Consider the following 26,810-nt stretch of genomic DNA (forward strand, 5'->3'; position numbering starts at 1 on the left):
GTGTATAACGGAGGCGGTAAACGCCACTCCGACCGGATTTGATGACGGAGAAAGACGGAGCGGCGGCCGTGTTTATCGATAAGCAAGCGAGTGTAACTGATGGCTGGAAATCCGATCGTCCCGAAGCCCCTGATCGTCGGGCGCGCCGCCCTGATCGTCGTTGATATTCAGAAATCGGGCTTCATGCCCCGTCCGACGACGTCCCGTCTGGAATTCATGGGTGACCATATTGAGCGGAACTGGCGCGCGAAGTCGGTGGTCGATGCCGCACGCAAGGCCGGCATTCCGGTCATCTTCGTGCAGGAAGCGCATCGCGACAACCTGATCGATTTCGGTCGCGAGCTGGATGGTTCGGAAAGCATTCACTGCCTCGAAAGCTCGCCAGGCACGCCTTTCCCGGTCGAGGAAATGGAGATGAAGCCGGATGACCTGCGCATAACCAAGCGCCGTTATTCGGTCTTCTACGGTACCGAGATGGAAATCCTGCTGAAGGCCGTCAAAGCCGAGACGCTTTTCTTTGTCGGGGGTTTTACCGACGTCTGCATTCATTACAGCTTCGTCGATGCGCATCAGGGCGATTACTACTGCCGCGTCATCGAGGATTGTGTTTCGGGTTCCGGAACGGCGGCGCATGACGCGGCGCTGGTCGCCATGGAATATCTTCAGGCGGGCGCACGGCGCAGCGCCCAGGAGGTCATCGGTGCCTTCGCCGCCCAGGCAGTCGCAGCCTGATCGGGACAGGTATGAGCCGTATGAGATGGAAAGAGCTGCGATCGCTCGGCGGTATCGCGGCTCCGCTGGCCGTCACCCAAGCGAGCCAGCTGATCATGGGTCTGTCGGCGAGCGTGATGCTCGGCCGCCTCAGCGGCTCTGCGCTTGCGGCCGGCGGGCTCTGCGCGATCTTCATTCAGGCGCTGACCGTCGTTTCCCAGGGTGTGATCGCCGGTGCCCATCCACTGATGGCGGCCGCCAAGGGCAGGAGCGAAACGGAAACAACTGAAGGCGATGAGGTGGCCTATGCCTTTGGCGGCGCGGTGTTGGCCGGTCTTGCCCTCTCGCTTCTATCGATGGCGGTCCTCCTGAACCTGCCTGCGATCCTCGCCCCATTCGGCGTTGCACCTGAAATTCTCGACGATGTGGGAGAGTTCATCGGCAGGGCCGCCTTTGCGCTGCCGGCCATTCTCTGGATCGCGCCGATTCGCCTTTATTGCTCCGTCAGCGCAAAATCCTGGCTGATCATGGCCTCGGTCGGGCTTGGTGCGCTTTGTTATATGCCGCTTCTGTCTGGCCTGACCTTTGGCGCTTTCAATTATCCCGGTCATGGAGTTGCCGGTGCCGGTCTTGCCTATGCCGTCGCCTGGTGGCTGATCGCCGTTGGGTTGACAGCTTATGCGATCATCGGAAAACATCTCCCGCTCGCAACCTTCCGTGCCGCCATCCCAACTGCGGCCAGGGCTGTCCGGGATGTCTGGTCGATCGGTTGGCCGATCGCGCTTGTCTATGCGGCGGAGCTCGGCATGACGCTGGTCCTGACCTTGGTCACCAGCGGTTTCGGCACGATCGCGATCATTGCCAACCAGATCGCCTATACCCTGAACAGCATCGCCTTCAATCCAATCGTCGCGATCGCCCAGGCGGCGACCGTTCGGGTTGCCTACCATCGCGGCGCGGGCAGGGACGCTGCCGCCCGGCTGACAGGCAATCTTTCACTGATCACGGTAGCCGGGTTGATGGCGTTGTTCGGCGTGATCATGCTCGTCGGTTCCAAGCACATTATCAATCTCTTCCTAGCCGGGGAGACCGCGGATTTTGCAGCAATCGCAGTGCTGACGCAAAAGCTGATCGTGATCCTCGCCGCCTTTCTGATCTTCGATGGCCTGCAATCGGCCGCCAACGGAGCCCTTCGTGGGCTGAAGGATACGCGCGTGCCGATGGTCATCGGTGTCTGCGGCTACTGGCTGCTCGGCGTGCCGGTGGCCGTCGTGCTTTCCTTCGGCTTCGGCATGGGTGTCGTCGGCGTCTGGTTCGGCGTATTGGTCGGTATTACCAGTGTCGCATGCACGCTTGTCTGGCGCTGGAAAACCATGGTCAGAAACGCTGCGTCTTCAACGATGGATGTGCCCGGCCCATGTGGAGGTCGAAGCTGGTTGCGCAAGCAGACCAGTCCGACATAAGAATACTCAAAAAAAGAAGGCCCTCTTGGACGCAATAATGAAGAAGAAGCCCTCGGGTAGCGAAGACATCTCTGCTGCTAAGGAAGAAGGATCGCGTCGCAAGCTGACCCGGGCCGAGGAAGTGCGCGCACGGCTTGCAGACGATATCGTCGACGGCAAGCTTTCGCCCGGAATGCCTCTCGACGAGACCGAGATTGCCGCAAGTTATGGCGTTTCGCGCACTCCCTTGAGGGAAGCGATCCGAGATCTGGCGGCCATGGGCCTCGTCGAGACGCGGCCGCATCGCAGCGCCATCGTCACTCGCCCGTCGCCGGAACATCTGCGGCAGATGTTCCATGTCATGGCAGAACTTGAAGCGCTCTGCGCCAGCCTTGCCGCTGCCAGCATGACGCTTTCGGAGCGGCGCAACCTCGAGATCATCCACGAGGGTCTAGCGCGCATCCTCAAGGAAAACGACCCGAGCCACTATCACGTGCTCAATGAGAAGTTTCATGCGGCCATCTATGCCGGTAGCCAGAATGCCTATCTGGTGGAGATCACACTCGCGACGCGGCGGCGGCTTTCGCCGTTCCGCCGGGCGCAGTTCCTGACCGCCGGGCGGCTGGCAAAATCCTACAAGGAACATGACGCGATACTCGTCGCGATCTTGCAAGGCAATCGCGAGCTTGCGGCGGAGTCGATGCGCAGACACATTCTCACGGTCGAGGATTCCTATGAGGAATATGCCGGCCTTAAATAGGGTGGGCTGCTTAGCGATAGCAGCAGGTTAAGCGGTCGGAAATACAAGGCGCAGCAACGGCATGCGGCCTGGGATAGCTACCAGGAGCGTTGTCATGACAGCTCAGCCCGATAGCTGGTGCAACGGCTCATAGCAGTTCAAGGTAACGGACCTTCTATCAAAGCATGCTTTGTAGACCTGTTTTCTGAGCGAGTGCAAGTAACTATCGCCACAACAAACGGCTGAAGGCATATGGGCGGGATCGATCCTCTTTTAGCAAAGGTGCATCCGCCGCGACCGATGGCACCGAGCTCAAAAAACAGGCTCTTTCCGTCGAAAAGCGATGACCAATGCATTCCTTGCATAGGTGGACTGACGGATTGTCGCTGTTTTTAACCGATTGAAACGCCTATATTCCAATCATCGAAACGACGCCGGAGCCAAGCAAGGCTGCTGAGCTTGGTCGCATGTCCAGCCGCGAACTGCAGGATCTCGGTATCGACCGCGCTGATATCCGCAACGTCGCCCGCGCATCGATCGCCCGCTGACCGCACAGCATTCACTCTTTGAAGCTGCTTGACGCCCGCTCATGATGCGGGCGTTTTTGCGTCGATGTCCACTGTCTGCGATCGAGTCCTGCCATCGATCCTTCCCGATCTTTTCGACTTGCCGTTCTTGCATGGGTGCAGTGCAACATCAGCAATAGTAAGTGGTTCGTAGTCGGCGTATAGATTACCGCATCGAAGCGATGCATCCTCCCGCAGAACTTCGAGTTTCAGACGGCCCACTCCTCCTCCCAGTCGCTGTTCAATTCTTTTCCAAAGCCTGCCGCACCTCCTCCCGCGGCAGGCTTTTTCGTTTTGGGCTATTCTCCCGAAGGTCAAGATTGAGTTGCAGTCGACATACGCTGCCTTCGAGGTTCGCGTCCGTCAGCAAAAGAGCGAGGGGCGCTCTAGTCAGGTATCGAAAGGGAGCGCGGGACCAAGTTTTATTCTCCTTCAATAGCTGCGAATGTAAGGTGCGTCGGCTCGAACTTTGCCCAAGAGCACCAAACGGGGCGGGGCCACGGCGGATTTGCACCGATTGCTGCGAGTCTTTCTGGCAACACCAAAGCGCGAACTGTAATCTTGGACGGATTTGGCTGGATTAGAGCGTTTCAGTTACGGTATCCGTGGGACTGCAAAGCGATTTGCACGAGCGGGACAGCTAGAGAAAAGCATGTCCGAGATCTCTAAAGCAGGACCTTGATGAACGCGGACATGATAGCCGCCTGGGCGGTGGAAAACGGATTCCATGCGATCGATTCGGGGAATTATCGTCGCCATGACAATGCGGGCGTGATCACGATCGAGATAAAGAGAATGTCATTTCTCCTCATCGATGAGAGGCAAGGACTGCGACCGCGCCTCATATCGCGGTTGTTCAAAGACATACCCATTTCAAGCGGGAGCGGCCGCTTGCAGGTTCTTCTTGACCGCAAACCCAATCATTGAGCCTGACGCGGTGACCACGGCCCAGCCAATTCCCCAAGGTGGCGGATCGTCGCTGACGCCGATGAGCACCGTTACAAACGCACAAAACTTTCAGTATTTCTTCTTGCGAACGATCTTGTTGCCGCGTGGTCCGCTCACGACCGGTGTTCGGTCGCGATTTTCTGCAAGCAGGTTCCGCCAGCGTTCCAAGCGATCAGCATCCAGGGCACCGCTCGCGACAGCTGCCTGAACGGCGCACCCCGGTTCATGTGCGTGGGTGCAATCGCGAAACCGGCAAAGCGGCGCCAGTTCGGTTATTTCTGCAAAGAGGGTGTCTATACCATCGGTAACATCGCTCAGGTAAAGCGTTCTTATCCCAGGTGTATCTATGACCCAGCCGCCGCCTGAAATAGCATGCAGCGATCGCGCCGTGGTCGTGTGTCGACCCTGGGCGTCGTATTCGCGGATAGCGCCAGTTTTCTGCCTTGTGTCAGAGCCAGGGCCGGTCATGGTGTTCACCAGCGTCGATTTTCCGACACCGGAGGATCCCACCAGCGCAACCGTCTGGCCAACGCCGCACCAGGGCCTCAACAGGGAAACGGCGTCTGCGGAGCGACCATTCAAGGCGATCACAGGCAGATCACGCTGCAAGGCCTCGGCTTGCGCTTGGAGCATGCCAGCATCTTCAGCGGTATCAGCCTTCGTCAGCACAATCACCGGATTGCTCCCGGCTTGGTTGGCCATGATCAGGTAACGTTCCAGCCGGGCAAGATTAAAATCTGCGTTGCATGAGGTCACGATAAACAGAGTGTCGACGTTGGCGGCAACAAGTTGCTGGCCACGTCCGCCTTCCGGGCGTCGTTGAAAGACGCTTTTTCGGTCAAGACGGCTGATAAGCATACCGGTCAGTGGATCGGCAAGAACCCAGTCGCCCACCGCGTAGTCAGCAGTGTTGGTATTGGCCGGAAGTTTCAGCCCGACGGGCCCGTTGACATCGATCGCCTCGATGCGTGCCCGGTGAACTGAAGCGATGCGTCTGGGGATCAAGTGCGCTTCGCTGGGCTGGACCTGATCTGAGAAGAATTCAGTCCACCCAAGCAGTTCCAGTGGTGAAGAAAAGTGGGAGCTGGTCAAATCGTGTTCCGCATTCGGTAAGGCTGCCATAAAGGGATTTTCAATGGTTCCCGCTGCTTCTCGCCTAACCGCGGGGGTGATCCCGTTTTGGCAAAGAGGTTGCGTAAGCAGCAGCCTCGCCGGGATAGGGGAAATCATCGCCGAGCTGACGGTCGCCATCGTAGACTTTGAAGATAGGCCCATCAACTTCAACGATCTTATAACCATTCACGTATTCGATCTTCGGTGTTTTCCAACCCATCAAAAGCTCTCCAGTCCGGTCCGAGGTTTCTCTGCTCTAAAGATGGTGCCCGACGGCTCATACTGGGCAGTCAATGATCTATCATGTGCTCGCGCAAAATACGATTAGCCAACGCCGATTTCGCATTTCGTTCCTCGCTTCAGATTCAGCAATTGGGACTAATCTGACTTTGAGGATGGAACGAAACGCGCAGCCACGCCTTTTCCGCAAAACCATCGCGAGGAGAACGACCATGGGAAGTACGTCCGACAAGATCACGGGAAAGACCAACGAAGTTGCTGGCAAGGCCCGACAAGCCGTAGGCAAAGCCGTGGACAACCACGAAAAGCAGGTGAAGGGAAGCGTCCAGGAAGCGAAGGGCAAGGCGCAGGTAGCGAAGGGCGAAGCCAAGGACGCCGTTAAGAAGGTCGTCGACAAAGCCTGATTGAAGGCTTGGGAGCCCGCGAATTTCGCGGCCTTTCTCTTTTTAGGGAATCCCGATGAAGATCACAAAGACAACAATCTCGGCACTTGCATTTGTACTCGCCGCAGGAAGCGCGCTCGCTCAGGCGCCAGCCGATCCGGCGGTTGACGCCTGCAAATCGACCGGACTTCTTGCCCTCCAAGAACGGTCCGCTGATATCACCGATCTAATTCTGGATATGGAAAGTCTTGCGGTCAGCAAGGCGGACACAAAAGTCGGAGACGTTCCCGTGAAAATGGTCGTACTCGGTGAAGCATACATCGCTCGCAAGGAGAAGACGGGAAAGCCTGATCGTTTTGTTTGTCTTCTTGGCGAGAAGGGCAAAGTTCTTCTCACCTTCTTCACCGCGCAGTGATCGAGCCTACGAAGTTCGATGCTTTTGCAGGAAGGCGGCAAGGGCTGTGCGGATTTTGGTGACCACCGATGGTTCATTTGCCGCACGAACGATCGTGATCTCTCCATCGTTCATATCGAGAGACCACCGGTCGCCACTACTGCTCGTGGAAATTCCTTCACATCCTTCATGTCTGCTCCCTGCTTGGAACCCATTTGGATTTCCCGCCGTCTTGGGCTGTTGCCCGGCATCCGCTACAGCCAATTCCGTTTAAGTCCTACTTGAGGAGCCCTGCGGCGCGCAGCGCATGTTCAATGACCGTCTGCACATCGCTTGTCGGTTGCGAATTGGCCTTAGGCTCCGAGATAACATTCTGTTCTCCTCGAAGTTTCGTCCGGCGCTCGAAGGAGGGGATCAGTCCCCAACTGCGTGCGACGAGCTCCGTCGAGGAGACACCTATATCAAGCATGTATGGGGCGGCTGTGCCGTAACCGCTCGTTACGTCAATTGGTGTACCGTGTCCCATTCCTGCAATGCGATAGAACTCGATCGCCGACATTCCGCTCGCGTCCATCCATACGCGGTGCTCGACGCCATCGGCAACGTCATATCTGGTAGGATCAGCGGATACATCGTGGACCGCTCGCCATTGACCAACGATCGCGAGCGCATTGACTTCCGCAACCGTGTGATCAGCTGTTCCGTGCCATACCGAAATGGTCGGCCATGGACCGGTGTGAGATGACGCAGAGCGCAACCGATCCCGCAGACGTTCAGGAGAAGGCAGACCTTGACCCCGCATGCGATCGAAGGCTTCGGGTATTGTGGAGGCAACACCGTAGGGAAGTCCTGCAATGATGGCGCCACCGGCGAAAACCTCCGGGTAGCAGGAAAGCATAGCATTCGCCATGGCGCCGCCGGCCGAAAGTCCGGTAATATATATCCGGGATGGATCAATACCGTGGCTCGCTGTCATGACGGCGATCATCGCGCGGATGGAGGCTACTTCCCCGTGGTCGCGCTCGACATCGCTATCGACGAACCAGTTGAAGCAGAGGTTTGGGTTGTTCTGCCGGGACTGTTCGGGAAACAGCACCGCAAAACCGAAGTCGTCCGCCAGCCTGGACCATCCAGAGCCCCGGTCGTATCCCGCAGCTGTTTGCGTACACCCGTGCAGGACCACGACCAGTGGTACGGGATGCGGCGAGCCCTCAGGAACGTGATACCATCCGACCAGTTCGCCGGGATTCTGGAAACTCCCGAGCCGCTTCAGTCGATGGGAAGGAGGCGTCGCGGCCGAGATAGTGCGGAAGCGCTTGAGCCGTTCCAGTGTATCCGACAGACTTCGCATGAGAAGTGCTCCACAGAATGCGGAAAGCCTTCCGACGTTCCTAGTGGGCTAACTAATGCTGCAGCGCACAATTGCAAGGCCCGGGCGTGAGAAGGATGTCGATGTCATGGCTGAACCCGCAGCACTTGGGTGGCTCGACCGTTTCAGCGGCCGATATAGGCGGCCAGTTCGTCAGGTGTGCCGTTTGGAAAGGCCTGCTTCAGATATTCCAGAAAGGCAGACACACGGGCACTGAGCAGGCGTCGTGAGGGATAGAGCGCCCAGAGCGCAATCTCGGATCCCTGGATATCCCCCCAATGCACCAAAGTGCGGTCCGCCATATCGTGGCTAACCAGGGAGATTGGCAGACGTGCAGCACCAACGCCGGCGCGTACGGCGTCGCGGACCATGATGAGCGAGGACATGGCGAGGACGGGCTCGATCCTGATTGCCGCAGCACCCTCTGTTGTCATGACGTTCCAGGTTTGTTGGTTGCCAGGTCCACGAACGACGCCGGGAGCATGGAGGTCTCCAGCGGGGCGGGCGAGATTGGGGCTTGCCACGACGACCAGGTGGTCTCGCAAAAAGGCTCGCCCGACCAGACTTTCGTCCGGATCAGGATTGACCCGGATGACCAGATCGTAGCCTTCCTCGATCATGTCCACGGCCCGATCCTCAGTTGTGATTTCCAGTCGCACATCCGGGTATTTCAGCGCAAAACCTGCCGCGATCTTGCCCATGGCGGTCTGCGACAAGAGGAGTGGCGCGCTGATCCGTAACCTGCCGCGCGGTTTCTCCGCGCCCGAGGCGATGTCGGCTGCCGTCTCGTCGAGCTCCGTCAACAGAGCAGCGGTCCGCTCATGAAGGGCGCGTCCTTCCTCGGTGAGTTTCAGGTTGCGCGCGCCACGTTCGAATAGCCGAAGCTCCAAGGCAGCTTCCAACTCCGTAACCCGCCGGGACAGCGTTGCCTTCGGACGGCCGGAGGCGCGTGCAGCTTTACCGAAGCCGCCATGACGGGCGACGAGATTGAAATCAGCAAGAGCAAGGAGATCCATATCCGTTCCACTGGCGAGACGATCTGTCCAAAAAGATGGTCTATTGGATCGACAATGAGCCGTCCATATTCGGGGTGTCAAGCAAAACCAACCCGGAGAAATCCCATGACCATTCTTGTTACCGGCGCGACAGGTAATATCGGCGCCCAAGTCATCGAACACCTCGTCAACCGTGGCGCTGACGTCCGCGCTCTCGTCCGCGATCCCTCCAAGGCCAACTTCCCGGCTGGCGTCGCCGTCGTAAAAGGTGACTTTCTCGACGTTGACTCCCTGCGAAGCGCCCTTGATGGGATCTCCTCACTATTCCTTCTGAATGCGGTCGTGCCAGACGAATTCACCCAAGCTTTGATTGCGCTCAACGTCGCCCGCTCGGCCGGCATCGAAAGGATCGTCTATCTCTCGGTCATCCAACCGGACGTCTACGTGAACGTGCCGCATTTTGCCGGCAAGTTCGGCGTCGAGCGGATGATCGAACAGATGGATTTCCACGCCACGATCCTGCGCCCGGCCTACTTCATCCAGAACGATCTGACGATCAAGGACGTCATCACCGGCTACGGCGTCTACCCGATGCCGGTCGGGGAAAGGGGCCTCGCCATGATCGATGTCCGCGATATCGCGGAGATCGCCGCCCTTGAACTGCTGCGACGCGAGCAGTCTGAACAGCCGCTTCCCCTCAGCCGCGTCAACCTCGTCGGTCCCGACACACTCACCGGACCGGATATCGCCGCAATCTGGACCGACGTGCTTGGTCGCCTGATCCACTACGGCGGGAGCGATACGCAAGCCTTCGAACAGAACCTCAGGCAGTTCATGCCCGCCTGGATGGCCTACGACATGCGCCTCATGGGCGACCGCTTCCTGACCGACGGCATGCTGCCCGAAGGCGGCGACGTGGAGCGCCTAACGGCACTTCTGGGCCGGCCGCTCCGCTCCTACCACAACTTCGCCTCCGAGACTGCTGCCTCTGCCTGACGCAGCGTCGCACACCCCGGACAAGGACTATCGTCATGATCTATTCGACCGCTATCGTTCTGGTAAATCCGCACGGCGAGACAAAACTGACCCGCGAGCAGGCCTGGAAGGGCCTAGAGCTGAAGGCCCGCGATGCGCGTCTGTTCCTTCCTCCTGGCCTGTGCACCCGCTGTGATGTCGTCGAGGAAAGCGCAACGCACTTCGTGCGCGAAGCCATCATCGCCGGCTCTGAGATCAGGGAGATCATCACCCTTGAGCCGCAGAGCAAGGTCACCTTCTTCCAGGCGACCGGCCCCCGTGAAGGCGCCATCGTCAACGAACTGTTCGAAGATGAAACCGGTGCACTGCAGCTTCGGTTCTACTGCTACCTCGGCCTTCGCGGAAAAGAGCCGAATGGGCCTGAAGAGCAAGCCGAGCAGATGCAGTTCGACAGTGACAAGGGCTACAAATCTGCCCTGCTGTCGACCCTGAAGCGGACCCGCGAGCTGCTCGCAGAGGGCCGGCTCTGATCACCACCATCAACACCCCAGGCAGAGCTGCCTCTCGGTAGGCGCCCTGCCTTTCAAAAGGACAAAAGCAATGAGAACGTCCGAGAATGAAACCCAATCAGCCATTGCCCCAAAGATCCTTGTCCTTGGCGCCACTGGCCCAACCGGCCGCCACATCGTTGGCCGGGCTCTGAGCCGCGGCTATGATGTCACGGTGCTGGTGCGCTCCCCGGAAAAAGCCCCCGATCTCAAAGGAGCAAAGCTTGTTATAGGCGACGCTCAGGATGAGAAGTTGCTTCGCCGGGCCATCAGGGGGCGTGATGCGGTCATCAGTGCACTCGGCACACCCGCAAGTCCTTTTCGTGAAGTCACCGTTCTTTCGACCTCGACCCAAGCGCTCGTCAAATCGATGCAGGCGGAGCAGGTTTCACGCCTTGTCAGCATCACAGGAATTGGTGCTGGCGATAGCAATGGACATGGGGGCTTTCTGTTCGACAGGTTGATCTTTCCGCTGCTTTTGCGGAAGGTTTACGAGGACAAGAACCGTCAGGAAGCCCTCATCAAGGACAGTGGACTGGATTGGACTATCGTGCGGCCCTCCATTCTCAATAACAAGCCCGGAGGTAAAGTGATCCGGACGCTTACCGACCTGACTGACTTCCATGGCGGTGAAATCGCGCGACAAGACGTTGCCAGTTTCGTGTTGGACCAAGTGGTCGGCGATGCCTGGGTCCATCGTGTACCGTTGATAACCTGGTGACAGAGTGCAGCCTTGTGCGCTGTGAGGGCTAGTACGGTCATAAAGGCCATCGTTGCGGATGGTGGAAATCAGGCATTGTTTGGCTGCACCGCTTTGGGGACTGTCAAGCCTCGCTTCAGCAGGGATTGAGGCGACGAAGGCACAAGAACGTGAGCACACTGATCACGCGTTCCAGAGCACGAGGTGCGTTCACACCTTAGTTGTTGTTCGCTCGAACAGAAACCGTCGCGGTCCTCCCCGCAATGAGCCGGACTGGGCTCGGGATATCATCGATCTCGATCCGAACCGGAATTCTCTGGGCCAGCCGAACCCATGAAAATGTTGGCGCCACGCTTGCGAGAGAGCCAACACTGTCGCTCCGCTCTCGATCTTCAATACCGGCGGCGATACCTGCGACATGTCCCATGATCGATTCCGCCTCACCCATGATATCGATCTTCACTCGATCGCCGACCTGGATTCGTGGGAGTTTGGTCTCTTCGAAGTAGCCCGCGATATAGATGGATTCTCTTTCCACGAGCACCCCAACCGCGTCCCCGACGGAGACATAGTTCCCGCGACGCAAGGAGAAGTTGGTGATTGTCCCTGATGCTGGTGCTTTCACAGTTGTCCGGTCGAGGTTCAGCTTTGCCAGATCCCGAGCCGCTAGCGCCGACTGATATGTAGCGTCTGCCTGATGCATCTGGCTTTCCGCATGCTGCCGCTCTTTCAAGCTGGCTGCTTCTCTGGAGGCGAGCAGTTGATACCGTTCGAATTCGGTTCTCGCCAGTTCCGCCGCGGCTTTGCTGCTCTGCATCTGGGCCTCCGCTTCGCGCAGCGCAAGTTCGAAGCGGTCTGTTTCGATCCGAAACAGGGGCGTCCCTCTCTCCACCTGCGCGTTGTCCGATACCAGAACCTCGATGACAGGCCCCGAGACGTCTGCTGCCAGTCGAACGACATCCGCACGGACATGAGCGTCCCGTGTCCACGGTGCTTCCATGTAGAAGGACCATAGGTGCCAGCTAAGAACTGCAGCGCAGCCCACCATAGACAAGGTCAACAGGGCTCGCCCTGAGGTGATCGTGAGGTTCTTCATCTTTGCAACCAGTTGATAGCGGCGGAAAGCCCACCGAGGAGGGTGATGTAGAGTGCGAGGTTGAACAGGGAGCGATGCCACACCGCTGGATAAAACCCGAGCTTGGCGAGAACCGATGTGAGAATGCGGAATAGACCGTATGCACACAGGGCGAGTGCCGAGAACCATGGAAGGAGGACACCATAGATGTCGAATTGTCCGGTCACGCGGCGATCCTCCTCGCAGGAGGTTTTATGAAAACCGGTGGTCCGGCGTCCGGAGCGAGGCACAGACGGAGCGCGGCTGCGTGCACCACAAGTTCGCCGTCTACATCCGCTGCGATCATTTCCAGAGAGGAAAGTATAAGGTTATCCAGCATTCCAACGGCATTTTCCAGGACGTCGCCACGTTCAGCGGGCGCCAGGTGGTACAAGATCTCCAGTCCTGAGAAGACGGCTTCAGCCCTGAGGCGAATAGGCATCGATGCTTCATCCGCGAGCTCCCGCATCGCTGTTATATGAAGTCCTGCTCGCAGATCCCGGATAAGGTCGGCAGCGGCGGTATCGGAGGTCGGCGATAGTTTTGCCGCTCTGGAGGCAAAGAGACCTGCGAGATCGATTCCGCGATGGTAGGTGACATGAGCATTGGCATGTCTGCCGGCCGCGATCCTGGCGACATGCTTTTGGGTAACGGAAAAGAGCCTCCTGGCATTTGTCTCCGCTCTTACAGATCGGAAGATGCCGCAGACGGCGATCGTCCAGGCCATCGCAAGAAGGGTCGCGATCGCCGAGTTTGCAAACGTCACGAAGTCGCTGCTCTGGTGTGCCTGGAGGGTGAGAAGAAGGGGGAAATTCACGCACAGCCCCATGCCGACGATCGCGAGTGAAGGCAAAGCGAGACATATGCCGGCAGGGATCAGAAACAGCCCGAGGGCAGCGACGAGGGGCACGAAGCCGTTGATCATCGGAAGGATAGCGAACCCGTAGACGAACGCTGCGATGACGGAGCCGATCGTTACGTCGACAAATTTGCGCATGGCTGGGACAGGATCGTCCATTGTCGCAAGAAGGCAGCAAAACACTCCCGAAATCTGGGCAAATGTCATCCCGTCGGTCCAGCCGCTTGCAATCCAGAAGAAGGTGGAGGTCGCCAGGCAGATCGCGACGGCCAGCGCCGATAGCAATGCCATGCCGATGTCGCGGTGCAGAGCCGGCATCTTGCCGGGAGCAGCGAAACGACGAGCAGCCCTCGCCGCATTCTCTTCCTCTATAGCTTCACGAAGAGAGTTAGCCTCATGAGAAATTCGATGAATATCCCGCAGATTCCGGGCGGTATTGGCAAGAAGAAGATTTTCCCAGAACGGGGGCGCGCCGGAAGAGGTTAGCGCGTCGATCATTGCTCTGGAGCTCTCCGTGGTATCGGTTGAATGAGAACTGATCCTTGCGATCAAAGACAGAGCCTGCTCCGATTTCGAGGTGTTGAGCTTGGCGAGTGCTCGTCGCAGATCCTCTAGTTCGCTCATCAACGGAAGCAAGGACACCATCCGGTGCTGCAATGATCTCACCAGCGAAACTGCACGTCGATATCGGGATCCGTCATATCGAAGGTGGACCGTGAACGACCGAAGGTCCGCCGCGTCCGCCGCCAAAGCGTGTCGTTCTGTTCTGCTGTGATTTTCTTCTGTCTCGTCAGTCGCCGTCGCCGCGAGGACCTTCCGCGCCTTTGCCATCCACCCGTCGATCCGGTTGACGAGTACCGTCCCCACATGAACTGGAAAGACGACGTGGCTAATAATCGGGGCGCATGTAATCGCAAGACCGATCTCCTCGATGCGGGAGACAACAGTGTCGAACGTGTTTGCCGGCGCGGTGACCAGTGGCAGTCCCGCCAGGAGCACCGTGTAACCGGCCAGCAGGGAAACATAGCTGCGAGGCGTGCGATCAAGAAGGCTAACGAAAGTGCATCCCGACACCCATGCAATGATCGCTGCGGAAAGCAGCATCGGCTCGTTCACAAGGTTTGGAACCATGATGACCGTCGCGCCGCCACCGATCAGGGTCCCCAGCAGTCGATAGAGCGATTTCGATGCGATCGCGCCTGAAAGCGGATGGGCAACGATGTAGACCGTTGCCACCGTCCAGAACGGCCGCGGCAGATCGAAGCTTATTGCAATGTAATAGGCCAGTATGGCCGCCAGGAATGTCTTCAATGAAAAGATCACGTTCCCAGTAGTGACAACCGGTCGAGCGCTCACAAGTCATCTCCCGATTGGTGGTTCTTCCGCGAGACGCCTTGCTCTTCCATGGCGCCGGTGAAGCCGTAGATCGCGGGTGAGACGTAGCAAAAGAACGGAACCGCGATGCAGGCATGCATATAAGCGTCGAGCGGGTCGGCGCACGAAACAGCCGAAGCGGCTGGCAGCTGGTGGCCAAAGAACCCGCGGACCCTCACAAGGAAGGCTTTCGTAACCTTTCGCGCACTGGCTACGCGACTAGGCCCGACGCGCACATATTGTGGAGGCAAGATGCAAAGCCTGCGATAGCGCTTCTGAGGCAGCCGAAATTCAGTCTGGAAGATATCAGACCACCAGTGAGGGTCATGTTCGTGTATCGCCATCGTCATTCTCCGAATTCTTTCGGACGACCCTATCGACAAAGCACGTGGGGGAATTTAGATATTCTCTCAAATGATCACTGAATCCCACCAAACGCGGCTGTCCCTTGCTGCAGCCCTCGTCGATCATGATCTCGAAAACTCTGCCGCGCTTGCGCGCGCCGTGAGGATCGACGTGTCGCAGAACGAACGCGAAGCACCTGAGCATCGTCATCGAAAGGGGCAGCTCGTCATGGCGTTACGGGGAGGGGTGACATGTCGCGTTCCCAGCGGGATGTGGATGGTGCCACCTCATTGCGGCGTCTGGGTTCCGGGAGGGATGCTGCACAGCAATGTGGCGACCGCCAACGCACGTTTGTTCTTTCTGTTCATTGAGCCGGGTGCTGCCGATCTGCCGGATCGATGTTGCACGCTTTCGCTTTCCCCGCTCGTCAGAGAGCTCATCATCGAGATGGCTGACCAGTCCCCCGTCGCGAACGCCCATGCTGATTTAATTTCGACGCTGCTTCTATCGGCTTTATCGCGGATGCCGGTAGAGGATCTGCATCTACCCCTGACAGATGAGCCTCGCCTTGACTTGATCGCATCGGTATTGGTCGATGACCCGTCTGACCGGAGCACGATGGCGCAATGGGCAAAGCGAGTGGCAATGAGCGAGAATTCTCTCGCTCGTCTTGTTCAGCAGCAGACTGGCTTGACCTTCGGCCGTTGGCGACAGCAGTTGCAATTGATCATCGCAATCCGAAGCCTTGCAGCGGGGGCGACGGTGCAGCAGGTTTCGGGCGAACTCGGATATGAATCCGTATCTGCATTCATCACCATGTTCAAGAAAGCCCTCGGCGCATCGCCAGCAAAGTATCTAGGAAACTTCTACCGTTAAGTGTCGGGAAACACAGTTACTGAAGCACCCTGCAGGAGATGAAGCATGTTCACTCACGTGATGATCGGAAGCAACGACCTGGAGCGGGCCAGAAGCTTCTACGACGCCACCTTCGCTGCATTAGGAGGCAAGCCCGGAGAGATGGATGTGAGAGGCCGACTGATCTACGCTCACGAGGGGGGCCGACTGATGATCACGAAGCCGATCGATGGTAAGGCGGCGACTGCAGCCAACGGCGGGACGATCGGTATAGGTGCTGCAAGCCGTGACCATGTTCTAGCGTGGCATGCCGCCGGTACCGCGCATGGTGGCACGGCAATTGAGAGCGAGCCTGCGGAGCGGCCGAACGGGGCATTCGTAGCATATCTTCGGGACCCTGACGGAAACAAGCTCACTGTACGGTCTCACCCGAGGAAATGAGATAGGCGTGCGAAGCGGCTAGTGGACAGCGTGATCAATGGTTGCGCTATATCGGTCAAGCCACCGTCCCGCCGACGTGCTGGGGCGGTTTGGATGAGCCGATGCCCTTTAGATAGGCGGTGTCCTGTATGGGTGGGCGGCCGAACAAACGCCTGTACTCGCGTGTGAACTGCGTCTGGCTGTCATAGCCGACCTCGAAGCCGACGGTTCGGGCACTCGAGCCGCCAATCAGCAAGCGTTTACGCGCCTCCTGAAGCCTGACATGCATCCGATATTGCAGCGGCGTCATCAGCGTCGTCGCCTTGAAATGGCGATGAAGTGATGTCGCACTCATGCGCGCGAGGTCGGCAAGCATGTCGATTGCCATGGGTTTATTGTAATGCTCCTTTATCCACGCGGTGACCTTCCCGATCTGGGCGATCTTCGTATCCTTCGTGGCGTAGTCTCTTAATGTTGCACCATGCTCACCCTGGAGAAGCCGATAATAAAGTTCCGTCGTTGCAGGCTTGAGTAGCGCAGCCAGATCCTCCGGGCGGTTAAGAAGCAGTACGACGCGATGAAGTGCGCTCAAGATGTCTTCAGTCTGTCGTGCGACCGATAGACCCTCCCGGTGCGCCTGAGCAGGGCGGACCGCGACATTCGGAAGCAGTTCGGCCAAGTCCCGACGGTTAAGTTCAAATGACAATGCATAATGCGGATGGTCGTGGAAGCTGCGGTGATGCGGGCGGAAACCGGCAGGTTCACTGAGGCAATGAAGTATTGCGTGTCATCAACTTCGAACGCGCGACCGCCGAGCAAAATTTCCTTTTGGCCTTGAATCACAGCGCAGAGGCGGGGTGTGTAAATGCTTTCAACAGGAAGGGTCGGCGCCTCGACCTTGAAGATCGAAAGACCGGCGATAGGGGTCTTTTGTCTCGGCGCAGCAGCGTGTCGATCAATGATCGCGATAAGCTCTTCCTTGATCCTCAAATCCGTTCCTTCATGACCGATGGCATAGCCTCTAATGTAGGCAGTGACATAAGATTTGGTAGGATCGTATGAAACGCTGGGCGTTTCGCCATAACAGTCCCATCCTGCCGTTCGTATCTTTCGTGAAACGGCGACCGGTCTGCAAAGACCGCTTTTGCGGCCATTGCCGTTCGCAACCAGAAGGATGATCGAAAATGACGAATAAACCGGTATGGTTCATTACCGGCGCCTCGAATGGCCTCGGCTTCGAGATCGCCAAACACGTGCTGGGTCTCGGTTATAGGGTGGTCCTGACGGCCAGGCGCCCCGAGCGGCTAGCCGGGCTCGCTGATCAATTCAAGGGGCAAGCGCTCGCGCTGAACCTCGATGTCACCGATCGCTCGACAATCAGGAGCGCTGTCGCCGAAACGCTCTTGATCTTTGGTCAGATCGACGTTCTCGTTAACAACGCCGGTTACGGCTATCTCGCAGCGATCGAGGAGGGAGACGAGGAAGGTGTTCGCAAACAGTTCGATACGAACCTGTTTGGTCTCATCGATGTTACGAAGGAAGTCTTGCCGCCCATGCGGGCGCGCAGAAGCGGTCATATTGTAAACGTCTCTTCGCTTGGCGGGCTCATGGCATTCGCGGCAACCGGTTACTACCACGCGACAAAATTTGCAGTCGAGGCCGTTTCAGAGTCTCTTGCCCAGGAACTCGCTCCGCTCGGCATCAAGGTAACCATTGTAGAACCCGGCGCATTTCGCACCAACTGGGCTGGTAGCTCGATGGCGGAGTCGCAGATCGTCATTGACGACTATGCTGACACGGCAGGAAAGCGTCGAGTATCGACGAAAGCGGTTTCCGGCAATCAGCCGGGAGATCCCGCCCGCGCCGCAGCGGCTATCCAGATGGCAGTTGAATCGCCAGCCCCTCCCTTGCGGCTCCTCTTGGGAGGATCTGCTTTGGATCTGGCCTACAAGCGTCTTGAAACACTTCGGAAGAATTTCGACGATTGGAGTGACGTGACCCGCGGTGCCGATTTTCCCGAGTTTCAAAGGTGATATTCAAGTCCGGCAGCCAAGCGAGCTCGCATTCCGTCAGGAGGGAACGAAGGTCGACGCCTTCCGAGGCCAATCGCCGTGCCCGACCAGTCGGCTTTCGATGGTCTTTCAAGGCCAGGTACCCAGCCTGACATCGAGTTTCTCGCTTCGGACCGCCAGCGCACAGGGTGATGCGCGCTGGCGACGTGGCAGGTGCCGTTCAGGCTGGCATTTCGTCCGGCGTCGCCAATGTCGTTGAAGAGCTGCGGTGTGTCTGGACGCATCAATGAGGTGCCAGGGTAGTCAGCCACGATTTCTGCCGGCAAGTACCTCCGATGTAATTGAGATCATGAACGGCTCGACGGCGATTAGGATTTCGGCTTTGCGGGTGATCGCCGGCTTCGTTCAATCCATTGACACAGCGTTTCTTGCGCGCGAGCATTCGTCCTCGGCGGACATCGTCTCCCCCGGGAATAGCTGTTAGTGCCCGCCAGGGTGCGTCTTGACCGATGACTTTGCGGAAACAGTGGATCGAGCCCGCCCGCCCATGGTCGCGCGCGGGTTGGCCATTACACGCCAGCGGGCTTTTCTCTCGACAACGAACTCGCAGAGCCACTGTCCAGAAAGATGTGGCACGAGAGGTGGTCCTGCAAAATGGAGGCCGGCACGACGTTTATGACTGGCCCCTCCAGAACGTCCCGCACAGCCTTTGCTTTACGCACGTCGGGAACCGTTACGACGACGGTTCCACTTGCCATGATACGCTGTACTGTCATCGAGATCGCCTGCCTAGGAACTGCATCAACCGATGAGAACCAGCCTTCCCCGAACTGCTGTAGTCTACATTTCTCATCCAGATCGACAATTCTGTAAGCGACGGTAGTTTCAAAATCGGCCGGAGGATCATTGAAAGCAAGGTGCCCGTTTTCTCCTATACCCGCGAATGTCACGTCGATGGGATGTTGATCTAGCAGAGCGTTCAGTCGGCATAGTTCTGCTTCGATGTCGGGGGCGTCACCATTGACGAAATGAAACGCGCCCAACTCCGGGAGTTTCGAAACAAACCGATCCTTCAGATAGCGCCGGAAGCTCGCGTCCGAGGTCTCCGACATGCCCACGTATTCGTCCAGATGAAAACCCGTCACTCGCGACCAGTCGATTCCTTCAAGAGCGGTGAGTGCTTCCAGCATTTCAAATTGGCTTGCACCCGTCGCCACAACGATATTTGCTTTTCCAAGTTGAATTATGGCCTCCTGAATTCGCTGGGCACCGAGCAAAGCCGCCGCCGCAGCGCTATCGACCTTGTCTTTAAAAAAATGCGTTTTGATCATTTGTTTTTCTTTCGAAGATCTGGGAGGATCGTTAGTTGGTTCAGTCGCGATTGAACAAGGCGCCGCTGCTTAAGGGCAACGTGCTCTTTCTCATAGGCTTGAAAGTCCAGATTCTATTGCTGGCTACGACGACAGGATCAAATCCACTCGTGCCGGTTTGCTCGGCCTTCGGCATCCGGCGCCCGGATAAAATAATCGGGGTATGCTTCGCTCAGGCTATCGATGTAGGGAACGATCACACTAAGATGCTCACGTAGTGCCTCTCTAGAGGCATTGATATCGTTGTGAGCAATAGCGTCGCGGATGCCTTGGTGTTCTTTTAGCGTTTGCTCCATTCGACCCTCCACGGGCAGCGACAGGACTCGTACACGATCCAAATGCACTTTGATCTGCCGCACCATTGGCCAAAGCGTCGTGAAACCAGCACCCAGTGCGATCGCCTCGTGGAACGCTTCGTCCGACTCGTGGAATCCGCCCATGTCTCCAAGAGCAACAGCAAGCCGCTGTCTGGCAAGAACGACATCTAGACCGGCAACGTCTGCTTGATCGGCAACCTTTGCCATTCGCGTAATTGCGACTTCCTCCAAAGACCGTCGAATTATGATTGCTTCGCGGATGCGATTTACCGGGATCCGGGCAACGAAAGTACCTGCCTGGGCCATCATCTCGACCAAGCCGTCCGCTTCAAGCTGAAGTAGTGCCTCTCGTACAGGGGTTCGGCTCACGCCAAACTGCTCTGTTAAAGCCTTTTCATTGAGAGGTTCACCCGGACGAAGCTCCATACGAGCGATCGACCGGAGCAGGGTCTCATAGATTACCGTGGCGTGAGTGCGGCGGGCAGGATGAGCCGCGGATGACCGAGTAACGGCTTTGTTTGGTGAACCAGTCTGTGTCGGCGTTTTCATCAGTCATATCTCTAAAGGTGAGAACTCACTTATTTGTCCTGAAATTCGTCAGGTGTGACATACGATATATTAGTATGCTTCGTCTACGTCAACCCTTCCGTTGGAAGTTTCGTCGATTCCAAAAGGGAATCGAATCGTTATAAAACAATTACTTATGGTAATTATCGTGCTTGGATAACCTCATGAGAGGGCGCGAGGTGAGAAATCAGACTCGCAGCTATTGCGCATCTCGTAGCTACGATATATTAATGTATCGACCAAATGAGGGGGAGCCTTGCGATGACGAGTTTCAAGCGTAGAACATTCCTGAATGCGATGGCCGCCGGCCTCGCGTTTGGTGCATACCGACCATCTTGGGCCGCACCCGACCGGGTTCGGATGTTTTGGTGGGGGTCAAATGATAGAGCAAAGCGCACCGAGAATGCTGTTAAGGCTTTCGAAGCCGGCAACCCCGATGTTCTCGTCGATACAGAGTCTGCTGGGTGGGACGGTTATTGGCCTCGTCTCGCCACCCAGGTGGCGGGGCGCAATGCGCCCGACATGATCCAGATGGATCCTATTTACATGCGCGAGTATGCGCGCAGGGGGACTATCGCGCCGCTCGACAAATTTGTCGGGACGCTTCTGAACATTCAAGGGTTTGACAAGTCCAATCTTGAGTCCTGCAGCGTGGACGGCGCGTTATATGGCGTGAATGCAGGCGTCAATGCTTTTGGTCTGGTTATCGACAATAACGCCTGGCGAGAACGCGGGGTCGAACCGCCTACGTTCGGGACGACTTGGAATGACCTCTTGGAGAAAAGCAAGGCTTTTGCCACCGCGAATAAAAAGCCTGGATTCTATGCTTTGGCCGATGGCAGCGGTGTCGAGCCGGTCTTCGAAATTTGGCTGCGCTCTCAGGGACGAGAACTCTATACGGCTGAGGGAAAGCTGGGTTTCGATCGGCCCCTACTGTCCACCTGGTTCCGGTACTGGGCTGCCATGCGTGACGGCGGCGGTTGTGTTACTCCTGACATACAGGCGCTTTCGAAGAATGCGGTAGAGTCGGGGCCTCTGACCTTGGGCCATTCGGCCAGCGATTTTGGTCATTCCAACGAATTTATTGGTTTTTGCGAGCTTAACAAAGCGCCACTGTCACTCACCGGCATTCCAGTCTTTTCCGACGGAGAAAGAAGCAACTATCTCAAACCGTCACAGATGTTCTCTGTCTCGAGCGGATCCAAGAACCCTGAGGCTGCTGTAAAACTCATCAATTTTATGGTGGCAGATCCTGTCGGCGTCAAATTCCTCGGCGTTGAACGTGGTGTGCCGGCTTCGCAAGTGATGCGCAATCTGCTTTCGCCTTCCTTGAATGAGAATGAACGGGCGACCGTCGATTTCATTTCTAATCTAGGTCCATATGTCGGGAAACTGCCCCCAGCACCGCCTACAGGGGCCGGCGAAATCAGTATTCTGCTGACGCGTGTAAGTCAGGAGGTGGGGTTTGGAAGCGCGACACCCGACGAGGGCGCAGCATCATATTTCGATGAAGCCGACGCAATCCTGCAGCGTAGGTAGTGGCTATGCCGGAAACATCATGCTCATCGAAAAATGCGGCTGCCGAGGGTTTGAGGGCGCAAGTCGGCCGCATCGCCAAGCGGAACTCTTCAGGCGTCCTTTTCCTGCTGCCTTGGCTCATTGGCTTTACTGTCTTCACCGCCGGCCCAGCGATCGTTTCATTGTATCTTTCATTCACCGACTACGACCTGATCCGCGAGCCGCAATTTGTGGGACTGGCTAATTACATGCGCATAGTGACGGCGGACCCGAAATTTGCTTCAGCAATGCGGGTTACGTTCATTTACGTTTTGTTCTCGGTTCCCCTAAAGCTTGTATTCGCTCTAGGGGTCGCGGTTATCCTCAATCGCGGTATCGCCGGCTTGCCGCTGTACAGGGCAATCTTCTACCTTCCATCGCTGCTTGGCGCATCAGTAGCAATTGCGGTACTCTGGCGCCAGCTCTTCGCCACAGACGGCCTCGTCAACAGTTTCCTCTCGCTTTTCGGGGTAGTCGGGCCGAGCTGGATTTCGAATCCTCACTATTCCCTCTACACTTTGGTCATCCTGTCCGTATGGCAGTTTGGCTCGCCGATGATCATCTTTCTGGCGGGACTTCGCCAGCTTCCGCGAGATGTTTACGAAGCGGCCAGTCTCGATGGTGCCTCGAGTATCAGGCAATTTTTTAAGATCAGTATTCCTCTTCTGTCACCGGTGATCTTCTTTAACGTCGTGGTTCAGACTATCGAGGCTTTCAGGACCTTTACTCCGGCCTTCATTGTCTCTGGAGGTACCGGCGGTCCGATCAATTCAACCTTGTTTTACGCGCTGTACCTTTACCAAGAGGCGTTTGGAAACTTTCGGATGGGATACGCTTCGGCGTTGGCGTGGATTTTGATGATCATCATTGCCGCGTTCACCACCCTTTCGTTCCTGTCCACGCGATATTGGGTGCACTACGATGAATAGTCGCAAGCTACGACCGTTATTGAATGTAGATGCAAGGGTAGTGCTGAGTCATTCTGCGCTGATCATTGTCTCCCTGGCGCTGCTTTACCCAATCTTTTGGATGGTGGCAGGTTCTCTGCGACCCCAGGACGAGATTTTTTCGGGCGGAGCCACCATCGTCCCATCCCAGGTAACGATTGAGGCCTACCAGTCAGGCTGGTTCGCAATGAAGGTAAGTTTTGGGCGTTTCTTTCTCAATTCCTTTGTTGTCGCAATTCTGTCGACGATCGGAACTGTCATTTCGGCGTCCGTTACCGCCTTCGCGTTCGCGAGGTTGAAATTTGCCGGACGAGACATCTGCTTTGCGCTCATGCTGAGCACACTGATGTTGCCCTACCAGGTAACCCTCATACCGCAATATGTCCTGTTCCTCCGCCTGGATTGGGTCAACACTTGGCTCCCTCTAATTGTCCCAAAGTTCTTCGCGGTTGAAGCTTTCTTCATTTTCCTGATGGTTCAGTTCTTCAAACAGCTACCGCGGGAGCTTGACGAGGCTGCGCAGATGGACGGCTGTGGATCCTGGCGGATCTATTGGAAGATTATCCTTCCGCTTTCGGTCCCAGTCATGGCAACCGCAGCGATATTCTCGTTCATCTGGACGTGGGACGACTTTTTCGGACCGCTGATCTACATCAGCGATATGAACTCATACACCGTGCCGCTCGGCTTAAGCTCCTTTGTGGACTCCAGCGGTGTTTCCAACTGGAACCAGCTCTTTGCGATGTCTGTGTTGTCGCTCACGCCGGTCTTTCTCATTTTCCTGATTTTTCAGCGGCTGCTGATCGAGGGTATTGCGACGACCGGCATGAAACGTTGAGCCAGAAGTCGCTATACGCAAACAGGGGATTTTAGATGTCGACGCGCATCGAACTGAAAAATATTGTCAAACGCTTCGCCAACCATGAAGTGATACATGGCATCGATCTGGCTATCGAACCGGGGGATTTCGCCGTTTTCGTCGGTCCCTCTGGTTGTGGCAAATCAACTCTGTTGCGAATGATTGCCGGCCTTGAGGATATTAGCGGCGGAGAGTTGTTGATCGACGGCACCACAATGAATGAGGTGCCTCCCTCCAAGCGCGGTATCGCTATGGTGTTTCAATCATATGCACTTTATCCGCATATGACCGTTTATAAGAACCTCGCTTTCGGACTTGAAACTGCCGGATATAAGCGCCCCGAAATTGAGCAGCGCGTTAAGCGAGCAGCCGAAACTCTCAAAATCGATGCGTTGCTTTCGCGCCGCCCTAAGGCGCTGTCTGGCGGCCAAAGACAACGAGTTGCTATCGGACGAGCTATCGTTCGCGACCCCAGAATCTTCCTCTTTGACGAGCCGCTTTCGAATCTTGACGCAGAGCTGCGAGTTCAAATGCGAGTCGAGATATCCAAGCTTCATCAAGAGCTTGGGAACACGATGATCTATGTCACACATGATCAGGTCGAGGCCATGACCATGGCCACCAAGATTGTCGTGCTCCGTGACGGACAGATCATGCAGGTGGGTTCGCCGCTTGAGCTGTACAACAATCCTATGAACATTTTCGTCGCGGGCTTCATCGGTTCTCCAAAGATGAATTTCATCAAGTGCCGTTGGAGCGCCGGTGATCGTGGTGTGGTGCTCCAGGAAAGCTTTGTTCCGTTCCATGAGCTCGGGGATGCCACAGGCGCGAACAGTCCAGTGACCCTCGGCGTCCGCCCCGAACATCTTGTTATAGGAGGAGACGCGGGTCATTTGCTGGGCTACCTCAAGGTCGCACTTGTTGAACAACTTGGTGGAGCAACCGTGGTCTACGGAGAGACGTCGGTTGCGGAGACAGTCACAGTTATGATTCCTGGTCAGGTCACCGTGGCCACGGGCGATTTGGTGCCGCTGAGATTCAACGCTGCCCACGGCCACCTTTTTGGCGAGGATGGCAACGCCATTCGCCGGCCCCATTAATGGGGCCAGCAACCTTTAAACTTGCTCTCTGAGCAATCATCAACGGCTGCGAATTTATGGTCGGCATTGAACTTGCCGCGCCCAGGTAGCTCACGTTCTCACGATAGCCACGCATCGGCCCATATCCGTCCGTCAATGGAGTTAGTTATGACGAAAGAAATCTCAACTGAAGTAAAGCTCGCATATGTTGGCGGAGGCTCCCTGAACTGGGCTCATGTCCTTATGGCGGATCTCATTCACGACGGTACTATTTCTGGTGAGATTCGGCTCTACGATCTCGACATCGCAGCCGCTGAACGCAATGCGGTTATCGGAAATCGACTGTCTCAGGCGCATGGAGTTGATATTCGGTATGTCGTATCGAGCACACTTCAAGACGCACTGACGGGGACCGACTTCGTTGTCATCTCGATCCTGCCAGGCTCCTTTGACGACATGGCACATGACATCGAACTCCCGCGAGTAGCCGGCATACGTCAAGCGGTCGGTGACACTGTCGGACCAGGCGGGTTTGTTCGGGCTATGCGCGCGATCCCAGCAATGGCCGAAATCGCTCACGCGATCCAGAAATATTCGCCAAAAGCCTTTGTCTGCAATCTGACAAATCCGATGTCCGTTCTGACTGGCACTCTCTACGCGGTGTTCCCAGAGATTAGGGCATGGGGAGAATGCCATGAGGTCACAAAGCTTCGGCACATTATCGCTTGGCTGGCCAACCAAAAGGGCAAAGGCAAGGCCGTCGGGTTTCGTGATGTTCAGATGAACGTTTTGGGTATCAACCATTTTACGTTCGTCGATCGTGCGACCGTAGATGGAGAAGACTTTCTCCCAGAATATCTCGCTTTCGCGGCTTCGCACATGGAGAAAGGCTGGCGCGAAGTGCCGCTTGATCCCACGAACGAGTACCACCGCTATTTTGAAGATATGAATCGAGTGAAGTTTGATCTCTCCGCTCGTTTTGGCATCGCCGCCGCGGCTGGCGACCGGCACCTGGCCGAGTTTCTCCCCATGAATTGGTACCTGGCCAACGTCGAGGATTGGGGATTTGGGCTGACCCCTGTCGAGTTCCGCAACCGGGAACGGCTGGAAAAGCAAGCTGCCGCCAAGAAAGTAGATATGTCAGGGGAAACCCCGATCCTGCAGCCAGCGTCTGAGGAGGCTCTTGTCGGCCAAATAAAGGCGCTCACGACAGGCGACGTCCTCGTGGTGAACGCAAACATGCCGAACCGCGGTCAGATGGACGGGTTCGCGCCAGGAACAATCGTCGAGACAAACGTCATGTTTTCTGGTCTGGGGATCCAGCCGATCTTTGCCGGACGGCTGCCAGCCGCAGTGGAAGCACTTGTGAAGCCTCACGCGGAACGGCAAACGGCTCTCGTCGGGGCGGTTCTGGAAGGGGATGTCGAAGCTCTGGAAGGGCTGTTCCTTACCGACCCTCTGGTTCGCTACCTACCGCCGGAGAAAGCTTCGTCGCTTCTCCGCTCGATGGTGACCGCGACCGCTAATCGCCTTCCGGAAAAGCTCCGTACGCTGACCAATTAAAATATGCGGCGCGCCAGCCCATCAACGAGGGGTGGGCTGGCACCGGACAGTATTGGAGAGCAATGCCGAGTGCGCTGGAGCAAATCCAGCAAAAGTGTGCAGCGGTTTTGCGTCTGGAATTGCATAAAAACAAAGAGATAGAGAATTTTCGTGATTCGAAGAAAAACGGAAATGCTCTAGGGCGTGCGCAGCGTTTAGTTGCAAAACGTCCGGCGGATCGATCCGCACGCCGTGAGGTTGTTCAAACGGGTCGGCTTTGGATCTTCGGAAACAGAGAATAGCCCCGATCGACAAAGGAGAGGAATTCTACAATGAACATCAAGATGGTATTGCTTGCGTCGGCAGCAGCATTTGCTGCATCGACCCCGGTACTCGCAGCAGACGCAATCGTTGCTGCCGAGCCGGAGCCGGTTGAATACGTTCGCGTCTGCGACGCTTACGGCACCGGC

General features: G+C 56.7%; 30 protein-coding genes and 2 pseudogenes. 20 read left to right on the plus strand and 12 right to left on the minus strand.

Annotated features, from left to right (window positions below; translation table 11 throughout):
• The first annotated feature begins 99 nt into the window (after positions 1-99).
• From AC1DNW_RS26540 to AC1DNW_RS26560, 5 genes and pseudogenes are all read left to right on the plus strand, one after another.
• Positions 100-732, plus strand: coding sequence for a cysteine hydrolase family protein (locus AC1DNW_RS26540; RefSeq protein ID WP_477854867.1), 633 nt, complete (start codon positions 100-102; stop codon positions 730-732).
• Between the two features lie 11 nt (positions 733-743).
• Complete coding sequence (locus AC1DNW_RS26545; protein WP_477854868.1) at positions 744-2,174, plus strand: MATE family efflux transporter; 1,431 nt, start codon at positions 744-746, stop codon at positions 2,172-2,174.
• A gap of 37 nt (positions 2,175-2,211) precedes the next feature.
• Entirely contained in the window at positions 2,212-2,913 is a 702-nt protein-coding gene (locus AC1DNW_RS26550; RefSeq protein WP_113297796.1) for a GntR family transcriptional regulator, read from the plus strand.
• 434 nt (positions 2,914-3,347) lie between these two features.
• Positions 3,348-3,440 (plus strand): annotated as a pseudogene (locus AC1DNW_RS26555) (YjiS-like domain-containing protein); the annotation flags it as partial.
• Positions 3,441-4,139: 699 nt separating this feature from the next.
• Complete coding sequence (locus tag AC1DNW_RS26560) at positions 4,140-4,385, plus strand: hypothetical protein (protein ID WP_113298923.1); 246 nt, start codon at positions 4,140-4,142, stop codon at positions 4,383-4,385.
• 90 nt (positions 4,386-4,475) lie between these two features.
• Here the strand turns inward: AC1DNW_RS26560 and rsgA are convergent, their stop codons facing one another.
• The gene (rsgA, locus tag AC1DNW_RS26565; RefSeq protein ID WP_477854869.1) at positions 4,476-5,528 is read right to left on the minus strand and encodes a ribosome small subunit-dependent GTPase A; all 1,053 of its coding nucleotides are present in this window, start codon (positions 5,526-5,528) and stop codon (positions 4,476-4,478) included.
• Positions 5,529-5,562: 34 nt separating this feature from the next.
• On the minus strand, positions 5,563-5,739 hold the full coding sequence (locus tag AC1DNW_RS26570) for a hypothetical protein (RefSeq protein ID WP_477834400.1): 177 nt from the start codon (positions 5,737-5,739) through the stop codon (positions 5,563-5,565).
• Between the two features lie 232 nt (positions 5,740-5,971).
• On the opposite strand from AC1DNW_RS26570, the gene AC1DNW_RS26575 reads away from it, so the two are divergent.
• Together AC1DNW_RS26575 and AC1DNW_RS26580 are read left to right on the plus strand one after the other, a co-directional pair.
• Complete coding sequence (locus AC1DNW_RS26575; protein WP_477854870.1) at positions 5,972-6,163, plus strand: CsbD family protein; 192 nt, start codon at positions 5,972-5,974, stop codon at positions 6,161-6,163.
• Between the two features lie 55 nt (positions 6,164-6,218).
• The gene (locus AC1DNW_RS26580) at positions 6,219-6,557 is read left to right on the plus strand and encodes a hypothetical protein (RefSeq protein WP_113298920.1); all 339 of its coding nucleotides are present in this window, start codon (positions 6,219-6,221) and stop codon (positions 6,555-6,557) included.
• Between the two features lie 256 nt (positions 6,558-6,813).
• Here AC1DNW_RS26580 and AC1DNW_RS26585 read toward each other — a convergent pair whose 3' ends face one another.
• Together AC1DNW_RS26585 and AC1DNW_RS26590 are read right to left on the minus strand one after the other, a co-directional pair.
• Complete coding sequence (locus AC1DNW_RS26585; RefSeq protein WP_477854871.1) at positions 6,814-7,887, minus strand: extracellular catalytic domain type 1 short-chain-length polyhydroxyalkanoate depolymerase; 1,074 nt, start codon at positions 7,885-7,887, stop codon at positions 6,814-6,816.
• A 143-nt stretch (positions 7,888-8,030) separates the two neighbouring features.
• A complete protein-coding gene (locus tag AC1DNW_RS26590; protein ID WP_477854872.1) occupies positions 8,031-8,921 on the minus strand; it encodes a LysR family transcriptional regulator in 891 nt (296 codons plus the stop codon).
• A 105-nt stretch (positions 8,922-9,026) separates the two neighbouring features.
• On the opposite strand from AC1DNW_RS26590, the gene AC1DNW_RS26595 reads away from it, so the two are divergent.
• The 3 genes from AC1DNW_RS26595 to AC1DNW_RS26605 all read left to right on the plus strand — a co-directional run bounded on the left by AC1DNW_RS26595 (position 9,027) and on the right by AC1DNW_RS26605 (position 11,144).
• Positions 9,027-9,896: an SDR family oxidoreductase gene (locus AC1DNW_RS26595; protein WP_477854873.1), complete on the plus strand. Its 870-nt coding sequence runs from the start codon at positions 9,027-9,029 to the stop codon at positions 9,894-9,896.
• A gap of 35 nt (positions 9,897-9,931) precedes the next feature.
• Positions 9,932-10,405: an AtaL-like protein gene (locus tag AC1DNW_RS26600; protein ID WP_477854874.1), complete on the plus strand. Its 474-nt coding sequence runs from the start codon at positions 9,932-9,934 to the stop codon at positions 10,403-10,405.
• Positions 10,406-10,475: 70 nt separating this feature from the next.
• Complete coding sequence (locus AC1DNW_RS26605; RefSeq protein ID WP_477854875.1) at positions 10,476-11,144, plus strand: NAD(P)-dependent oxidoreductase; 669 nt, start codon at positions 10,476-10,478, stop codon at positions 11,142-11,144.
• A gap of 196 nt (positions 11,145-11,340) precedes the next feature.
• Here the strand turns inward: AC1DNW_RS26605 and AC1DNW_RS26610 are convergent, their stop codons facing one another.
• The 4 genes from AC1DNW_RS26610 to AC1DNW_RS26625 are packed head-to-tail and all read right to left on the minus strand — an operon-like array spanning position 11,341 to position 14,814.
• Complete coding sequence (locus AC1DNW_RS26610) at positions 11,341-12,219, minus strand: efflux RND transporter periplasmic adaptor subunit (RefSeq protein ID WP_477854876.1); 879 nt, start codon at positions 12,217-12,219, stop codon at positions 11,341-11,343.
• A complete protein-coding gene (locus AC1DNW_RS26615; protein ID WP_113298913.1) occupies positions 12,216-12,425 on the minus strand; it encodes a DUF1656 domain-containing protein in 210 nt (69 codons plus the stop codon). The genes AC1DNW_RS26610 and AC1DNW_RS26615 overlap by 4 nt, the downstream gene beginning before the upstream one ends.
• Complete coding sequence (locus AC1DNW_RS26620) at positions 12,422-14,452, minus strand: FUSC family protein (protein WP_477854877.1); 2,031 nt, start codon at positions 14,450-14,452, stop codon at positions 12,422-12,424. Before AC1DNW_RS26620 ends, AC1DNW_RS26615 begins: the two co-directional genes overlap by 4 nt.
• Positions 14,449-14,814, minus strand: coding sequence for a hypothetical protein (locus tag AC1DNW_RS26625; RefSeq protein WP_115036734.1), 366 nt, complete (start codon positions 14,812-14,814; stop codon positions 14,449-14,451). The genes AC1DNW_RS26620 and AC1DNW_RS26625 overlap by 4 nt, the downstream gene beginning before the upstream one ends.
• Positions 14,815-14,884: 70 nt before the next feature.
• On the opposite strand from AC1DNW_RS26625, the gene AC1DNW_RS26630 reads away from it, so the two are divergent.
• On the plus strand, positions 14,885-15,691 hold the full coding sequence (locus AC1DNW_RS26630) for an AraC family transcriptional regulator (RefSeq protein ID WP_162805084.1): 807 nt from the start codon (positions 14,885-14,887) through the stop codon (positions 15,689-15,691).
• 45 nt (positions 15,692-15,736) lie between these two features.
• Positions 15,737-16,111: a VOC family protein gene (locus AC1DNW_RS26635; RefSeq protein WP_115036735.1), complete on the plus strand. Its 375-nt coding sequence runs from the start codon at positions 15,737-15,739 to the stop codon at positions 16,109-16,111.
• Positions 16,112-16,166: 55 nt separating this feature from the next.
• On the opposite strand, the gene AC1DNW_RS26640 is transcribed toward AC1DNW_RS26635, so the two are convergent.
• On the minus strand, positions 16,167-16,478 hold the full coding sequence (locus tag AC1DNW_RS26640) for a helix-turn-helix transcriptional regulator (protein ID WP_477854891.1): 312 nt from the start codon (positions 16,476-16,478) through the stop codon (positions 16,167-16,169).
• 147 nt (positions 16,479-16,625) lie between these two features.
• Positions 16,626-17,080, minus strand: a pseudogene (locus AC1DNW_RS26645) (AraC family transcriptional regulator); the annotation flags it as partial.
• A gap of 194 nt (positions 17,081-17,274) precedes the next feature.
• Between AC1DNW_RS26645 and AC1DNW_RS26650 the strand changes: the two are divergent.
• Positions 17,275-18,123: an oxidoreductase gene (locus tag AC1DNW_RS26650; protein WP_477854878.1), complete on the plus strand. Its 849-nt coding sequence runs from the start codon at positions 17,275-17,277 to the stop codon at positions 18,121-18,123.
• Positions 18,124-18,671: 548 nt separating this feature from the next.
• On the opposite strand, the gene AC1DNW_RS26655 is transcribed toward AC1DNW_RS26650, so the two are convergent.
• Both AC1DNW_RS26655 and AC1DNW_RS26660 read right to left on the minus strand, forming a co-directional pair.
• Positions 18,672-19,433 carry a glucosamine-6-phosphate deaminase gene (locus tag AC1DNW_RS26655; RefSeq protein ID WP_477854879.1) on the minus strand — a complete coding sequence of 254 codons (762 nt, stop codon included), beginning with the start codon at positions 19,431-19,433 and terminating at the stop codon, positions 18,672-18,674.
• A gap of 137 nt (positions 19,434-19,570) precedes the next feature.
• A complete protein-coding gene (locus AC1DNW_RS26660) occupies positions 19,571-20,338 on the minus strand; it encodes a GntR family transcriptional regulator (protein ID WP_477854880.1) in 768 nt (255 codons plus the stop codon).
• A gap of 279 nt (positions 20,339-20,617) precedes the next feature.
• Between AC1DNW_RS26660 and AC1DNW_RS26665 the strand changes: the two genes are divergently transcribed.
• The 7 genes from AC1DNW_RS26665 to AC1DNW_RS26695 form a co-directional block, all read left to right on the plus strand.
• Positions 20,618-21,895 carry an ABC transporter substrate-binding protein gene (locus AC1DNW_RS26665; RefSeq protein WP_477854881.1) on the plus strand — a complete coding sequence of 426 codons (1,278 nt, stop codon included), beginning with the start codon at positions 20,618-20,620 and terminating at the stop codon, positions 21,893-21,895.
• Positions 21,896-21,900: 5 nt separating this feature from the next.
• Positions 21,901-22,842, plus strand: coding sequence for a carbohydrate ABC transporter permease (locus AC1DNW_RS26670; RefSeq protein WP_477854882.1), 942 nt, complete (start codon positions 21,901-21,903; stop codon positions 22,840-22,842).
• Positions 22,835-23,698: a carbohydrate ABC transporter permease gene (locus AC1DNW_RS26675; protein ID WP_113311843.1), complete on the plus strand. Its 864-nt coding sequence runs from the start codon at positions 22,835-22,837 to the stop codon at positions 23,696-23,698. Before AC1DNW_RS26670 ends, AC1DNW_RS26675 begins: the two co-directional genes overlap by 8 nt.
• Before the next feature lie 35 nt (positions 23,699-23,733).
• Positions 23,734-24,819 carry an ABC transporter ATP-binding protein gene (locus AC1DNW_RS26680; protein WP_477854883.1) on the plus strand — a complete coding sequence of 362 codons (1,086 nt, stop codon included), beginning with the start codon at positions 23,734-23,736 and terminating at the stop codon, positions 24,817-24,819.
• Positions 24,820-24,966: 147 nt separating this feature from the next.
• Positions 24,967-26,361 carry a family 4 glycosyl hydrolase gene (locus tag AC1DNW_RS26685; RefSeq protein ID WP_477854884.1) on the plus strand — a complete coding sequence of 465 codons (1,395 nt, stop codon included), beginning with the start codon at positions 24,967-24,969 and terminating at the stop codon, positions 26,359-26,361.
• Positions 26,362-26,423: 62 nt separating this feature from the next.
• Positions 26,424-26,642: a hypothetical protein gene (locus AC1DNW_RS26690; RefSeq protein ID WP_477854885.1), complete on the plus strand. Its 219-nt coding sequence runs from the start codon at positions 26,424-26,426 to the stop codon at positions 26,640-26,642.
• A 30-nt stretch (positions 26,643-26,672) separates the two neighbouring features.
• On the plus strand, positions 26,673-26,810 hold a 138-nt coding region (locus AC1DNW_RS26695; RefSeq protein WP_477854892.1), incomplete at its 3' end, for a porin.

The organism is Rhizobium sp. 05L429 (assembly GCF_056397645.1).

Bases quoted from the DNA above. Each gene is read 5' to 3' on its own strand.
- AC1DNW_RS26540 (WP_477854867.1), top strand. From the start codon at position 100: ATGGCTGGAAATCCGATCGTCCCGAAGCCCCTGATCGTCGGGCGCGCC.
- AC1DNW_RS26545 (WP_477854868.1), top strand. From the start codon at position 744: ATGAGCCGTATGAGATGGAAAGAGCTGCGATCGCTCGGCGGTATCGCG.
- AC1DNW_RS26550 (WP_113297796.1), top strand. From the start codon at position 2,212: ATGAAGAAGAAGCCCTCGGGTAGCGAAGACATCTCTGCTGCTAAGGAA.
- AC1DNW_RS26560 (WP_113298923.1), top strand. From the start codon at position 4,140: ATGAACGCGGACATGATAGCCGCCTGGGCGGTGGAAAACGGATTCCAT.
- rsgA (WP_477854869.1), bottom strand. From the start codon at position 5,528: ATGGCAGCCTTACCGAATGCGGAACACGATTTGACCAGCTCCCACTTT.
- AC1DNW_RS26570 (WP_477834400.1), bottom strand. From the start codon at position 5,739: ATGGGTTGGAAAACACCGAAGATCGAATACGTGAATGGTTATAAGATC.
- AC1DNW_RS26575 (WP_477854870.1), top strand. From the start codon at position 5,972: ATGGGAAGTACGTCCGACAAGATCACGGGAAAGACCAACGAAGTTGCT.
- AC1DNW_RS26580 (WP_113298920.1), top strand. From the start codon at position 6,219: ATGAAGATCACAAAGACAACAATCTCGGCACTTGCATTTGTACTCGCC.
- AC1DNW_RS26585 (WP_477854871.1), bottom strand. From the start codon at position 7,887: ATGCGAAGTCTGTCGGATACACTGGAACGGCTCAAGCGCTTCCGCACT.
- AC1DNW_RS26590 (WP_477854872.1), bottom strand. From the start codon at position 8,921: ATGGATCTCCTTGCTCTTGCTGATTTCAATCTCGTCGCCCGTCATGGC.
- AC1DNW_RS26595 (WP_477854873.1), top strand. From the start codon at position 9,027: ATGACCATTCTTGTTACCGGCGCGACAGGTAATATCGGCGCCCAAGTC.
- AC1DNW_RS26600 (WP_477854874.1), top strand. From the start codon at position 9,932: ATGATCTATTCGACCGCTATCGTTCTGGTAAATCCGCACGGCGAGACA.
- AC1DNW_RS26605 (WP_477854875.1), top strand. From the start codon at position 10,476: ATGAGAACGTCCGAGAATGAAACCCAATCAGCCATTGCCCCAAAGATC.
- AC1DNW_RS26610 (WP_477854876.1), bottom strand. From the start codon at position 12,219: ATGAAGAACCTCACGATCACCTCAGGGCGAGCCCTGTTGACCTTGTCT.
- AC1DNW_RS26625 (WP_115036734.1), bottom strand. From the start codon at position 14,814: ATGGCGATACACGAACATGACCCTCACTGGTGGTCTGATATCTTCCAG.
- AC1DNW_RS26630 (WP_162805084.1), top strand. From the start codon at position 14,885: ATGATCACTGAATCCCACCAAACGCGGCTGTCCCTTGCTGCAGCCCTC.
- AC1DNW_RS26635 (WP_115036735.1), top strand. From the start codon at position 15,737: ATGTTCACTCACGTGATGATCGGAAGCAACGACCTGGAGCGGGCCAGA.
- AC1DNW_RS26640 (WP_477854891.1), bottom strand. From the start codon at position 16,478: ATGGCAATCGACATGCTTGCCGACCTCGCGCGCATGAGTGCGACATCA.
- AC1DNW_RS26650 (WP_477854878.1), top strand. From the start codon at position 17,275: ATGACGAATAAACCGGTATGGTTCATTACCGGCGCCTCGAATGGCCTC.
- AC1DNW_RS26655 (WP_477854879.1), bottom strand. From the start codon at position 19,433: ATGATCAAAACGCATTTTTTTAAAGACAAGGTCGATAGCGCTGCGGCG.
- AC1DNW_RS26660 (WP_477854880.1), bottom strand. From the start codon at position 20,338: ATGAAAACGCCGACACAGACTGGTTCACCAAACAAAGCCGTTACTCGG.
- AC1DNW_RS26665 (WP_477854881.1), top strand. From the start codon at position 20,618: ATGACGAGTTTCAAGCGTAGAACATTCCTGAATGCGATGGCCGCCGGC.
- AC1DNW_RS26670 (WP_477854882.1), top strand. From the start codon at position 21,901: ATGCCGGAAACATCATGCTCATCGAAAAATGCGGCTGCCGAGGGTTTG.
- AC1DNW_RS26675 (WP_113311843.1), top strand. From the start codon at position 22,835: ATGAATAGTCGCAAGCTACGACCGTTATTGAATGTAGATGCAAGGGTA.
- AC1DNW_RS26680 (WP_477854883.1), top strand. From the start codon at position 23,734: ATGTCGACGCGCATCGAACTGAAAAATATTGTCAAACGCTTCGCCAAC.
- AC1DNW_RS26685 (WP_477854884.1), top strand. From the start codon at position 24,967: ATGACGAAAGAAATCTCAACTGAAGTAAAGCTCGCATATGTTGGCGGA.
- AC1DNW_RS26690 (WP_477854885.1), top strand. From the start codon at position 26,424: ATGCCGAGTGCGCTGGAGCAAATCCAGCAAAAGTGTGCAGCGGTTTTG.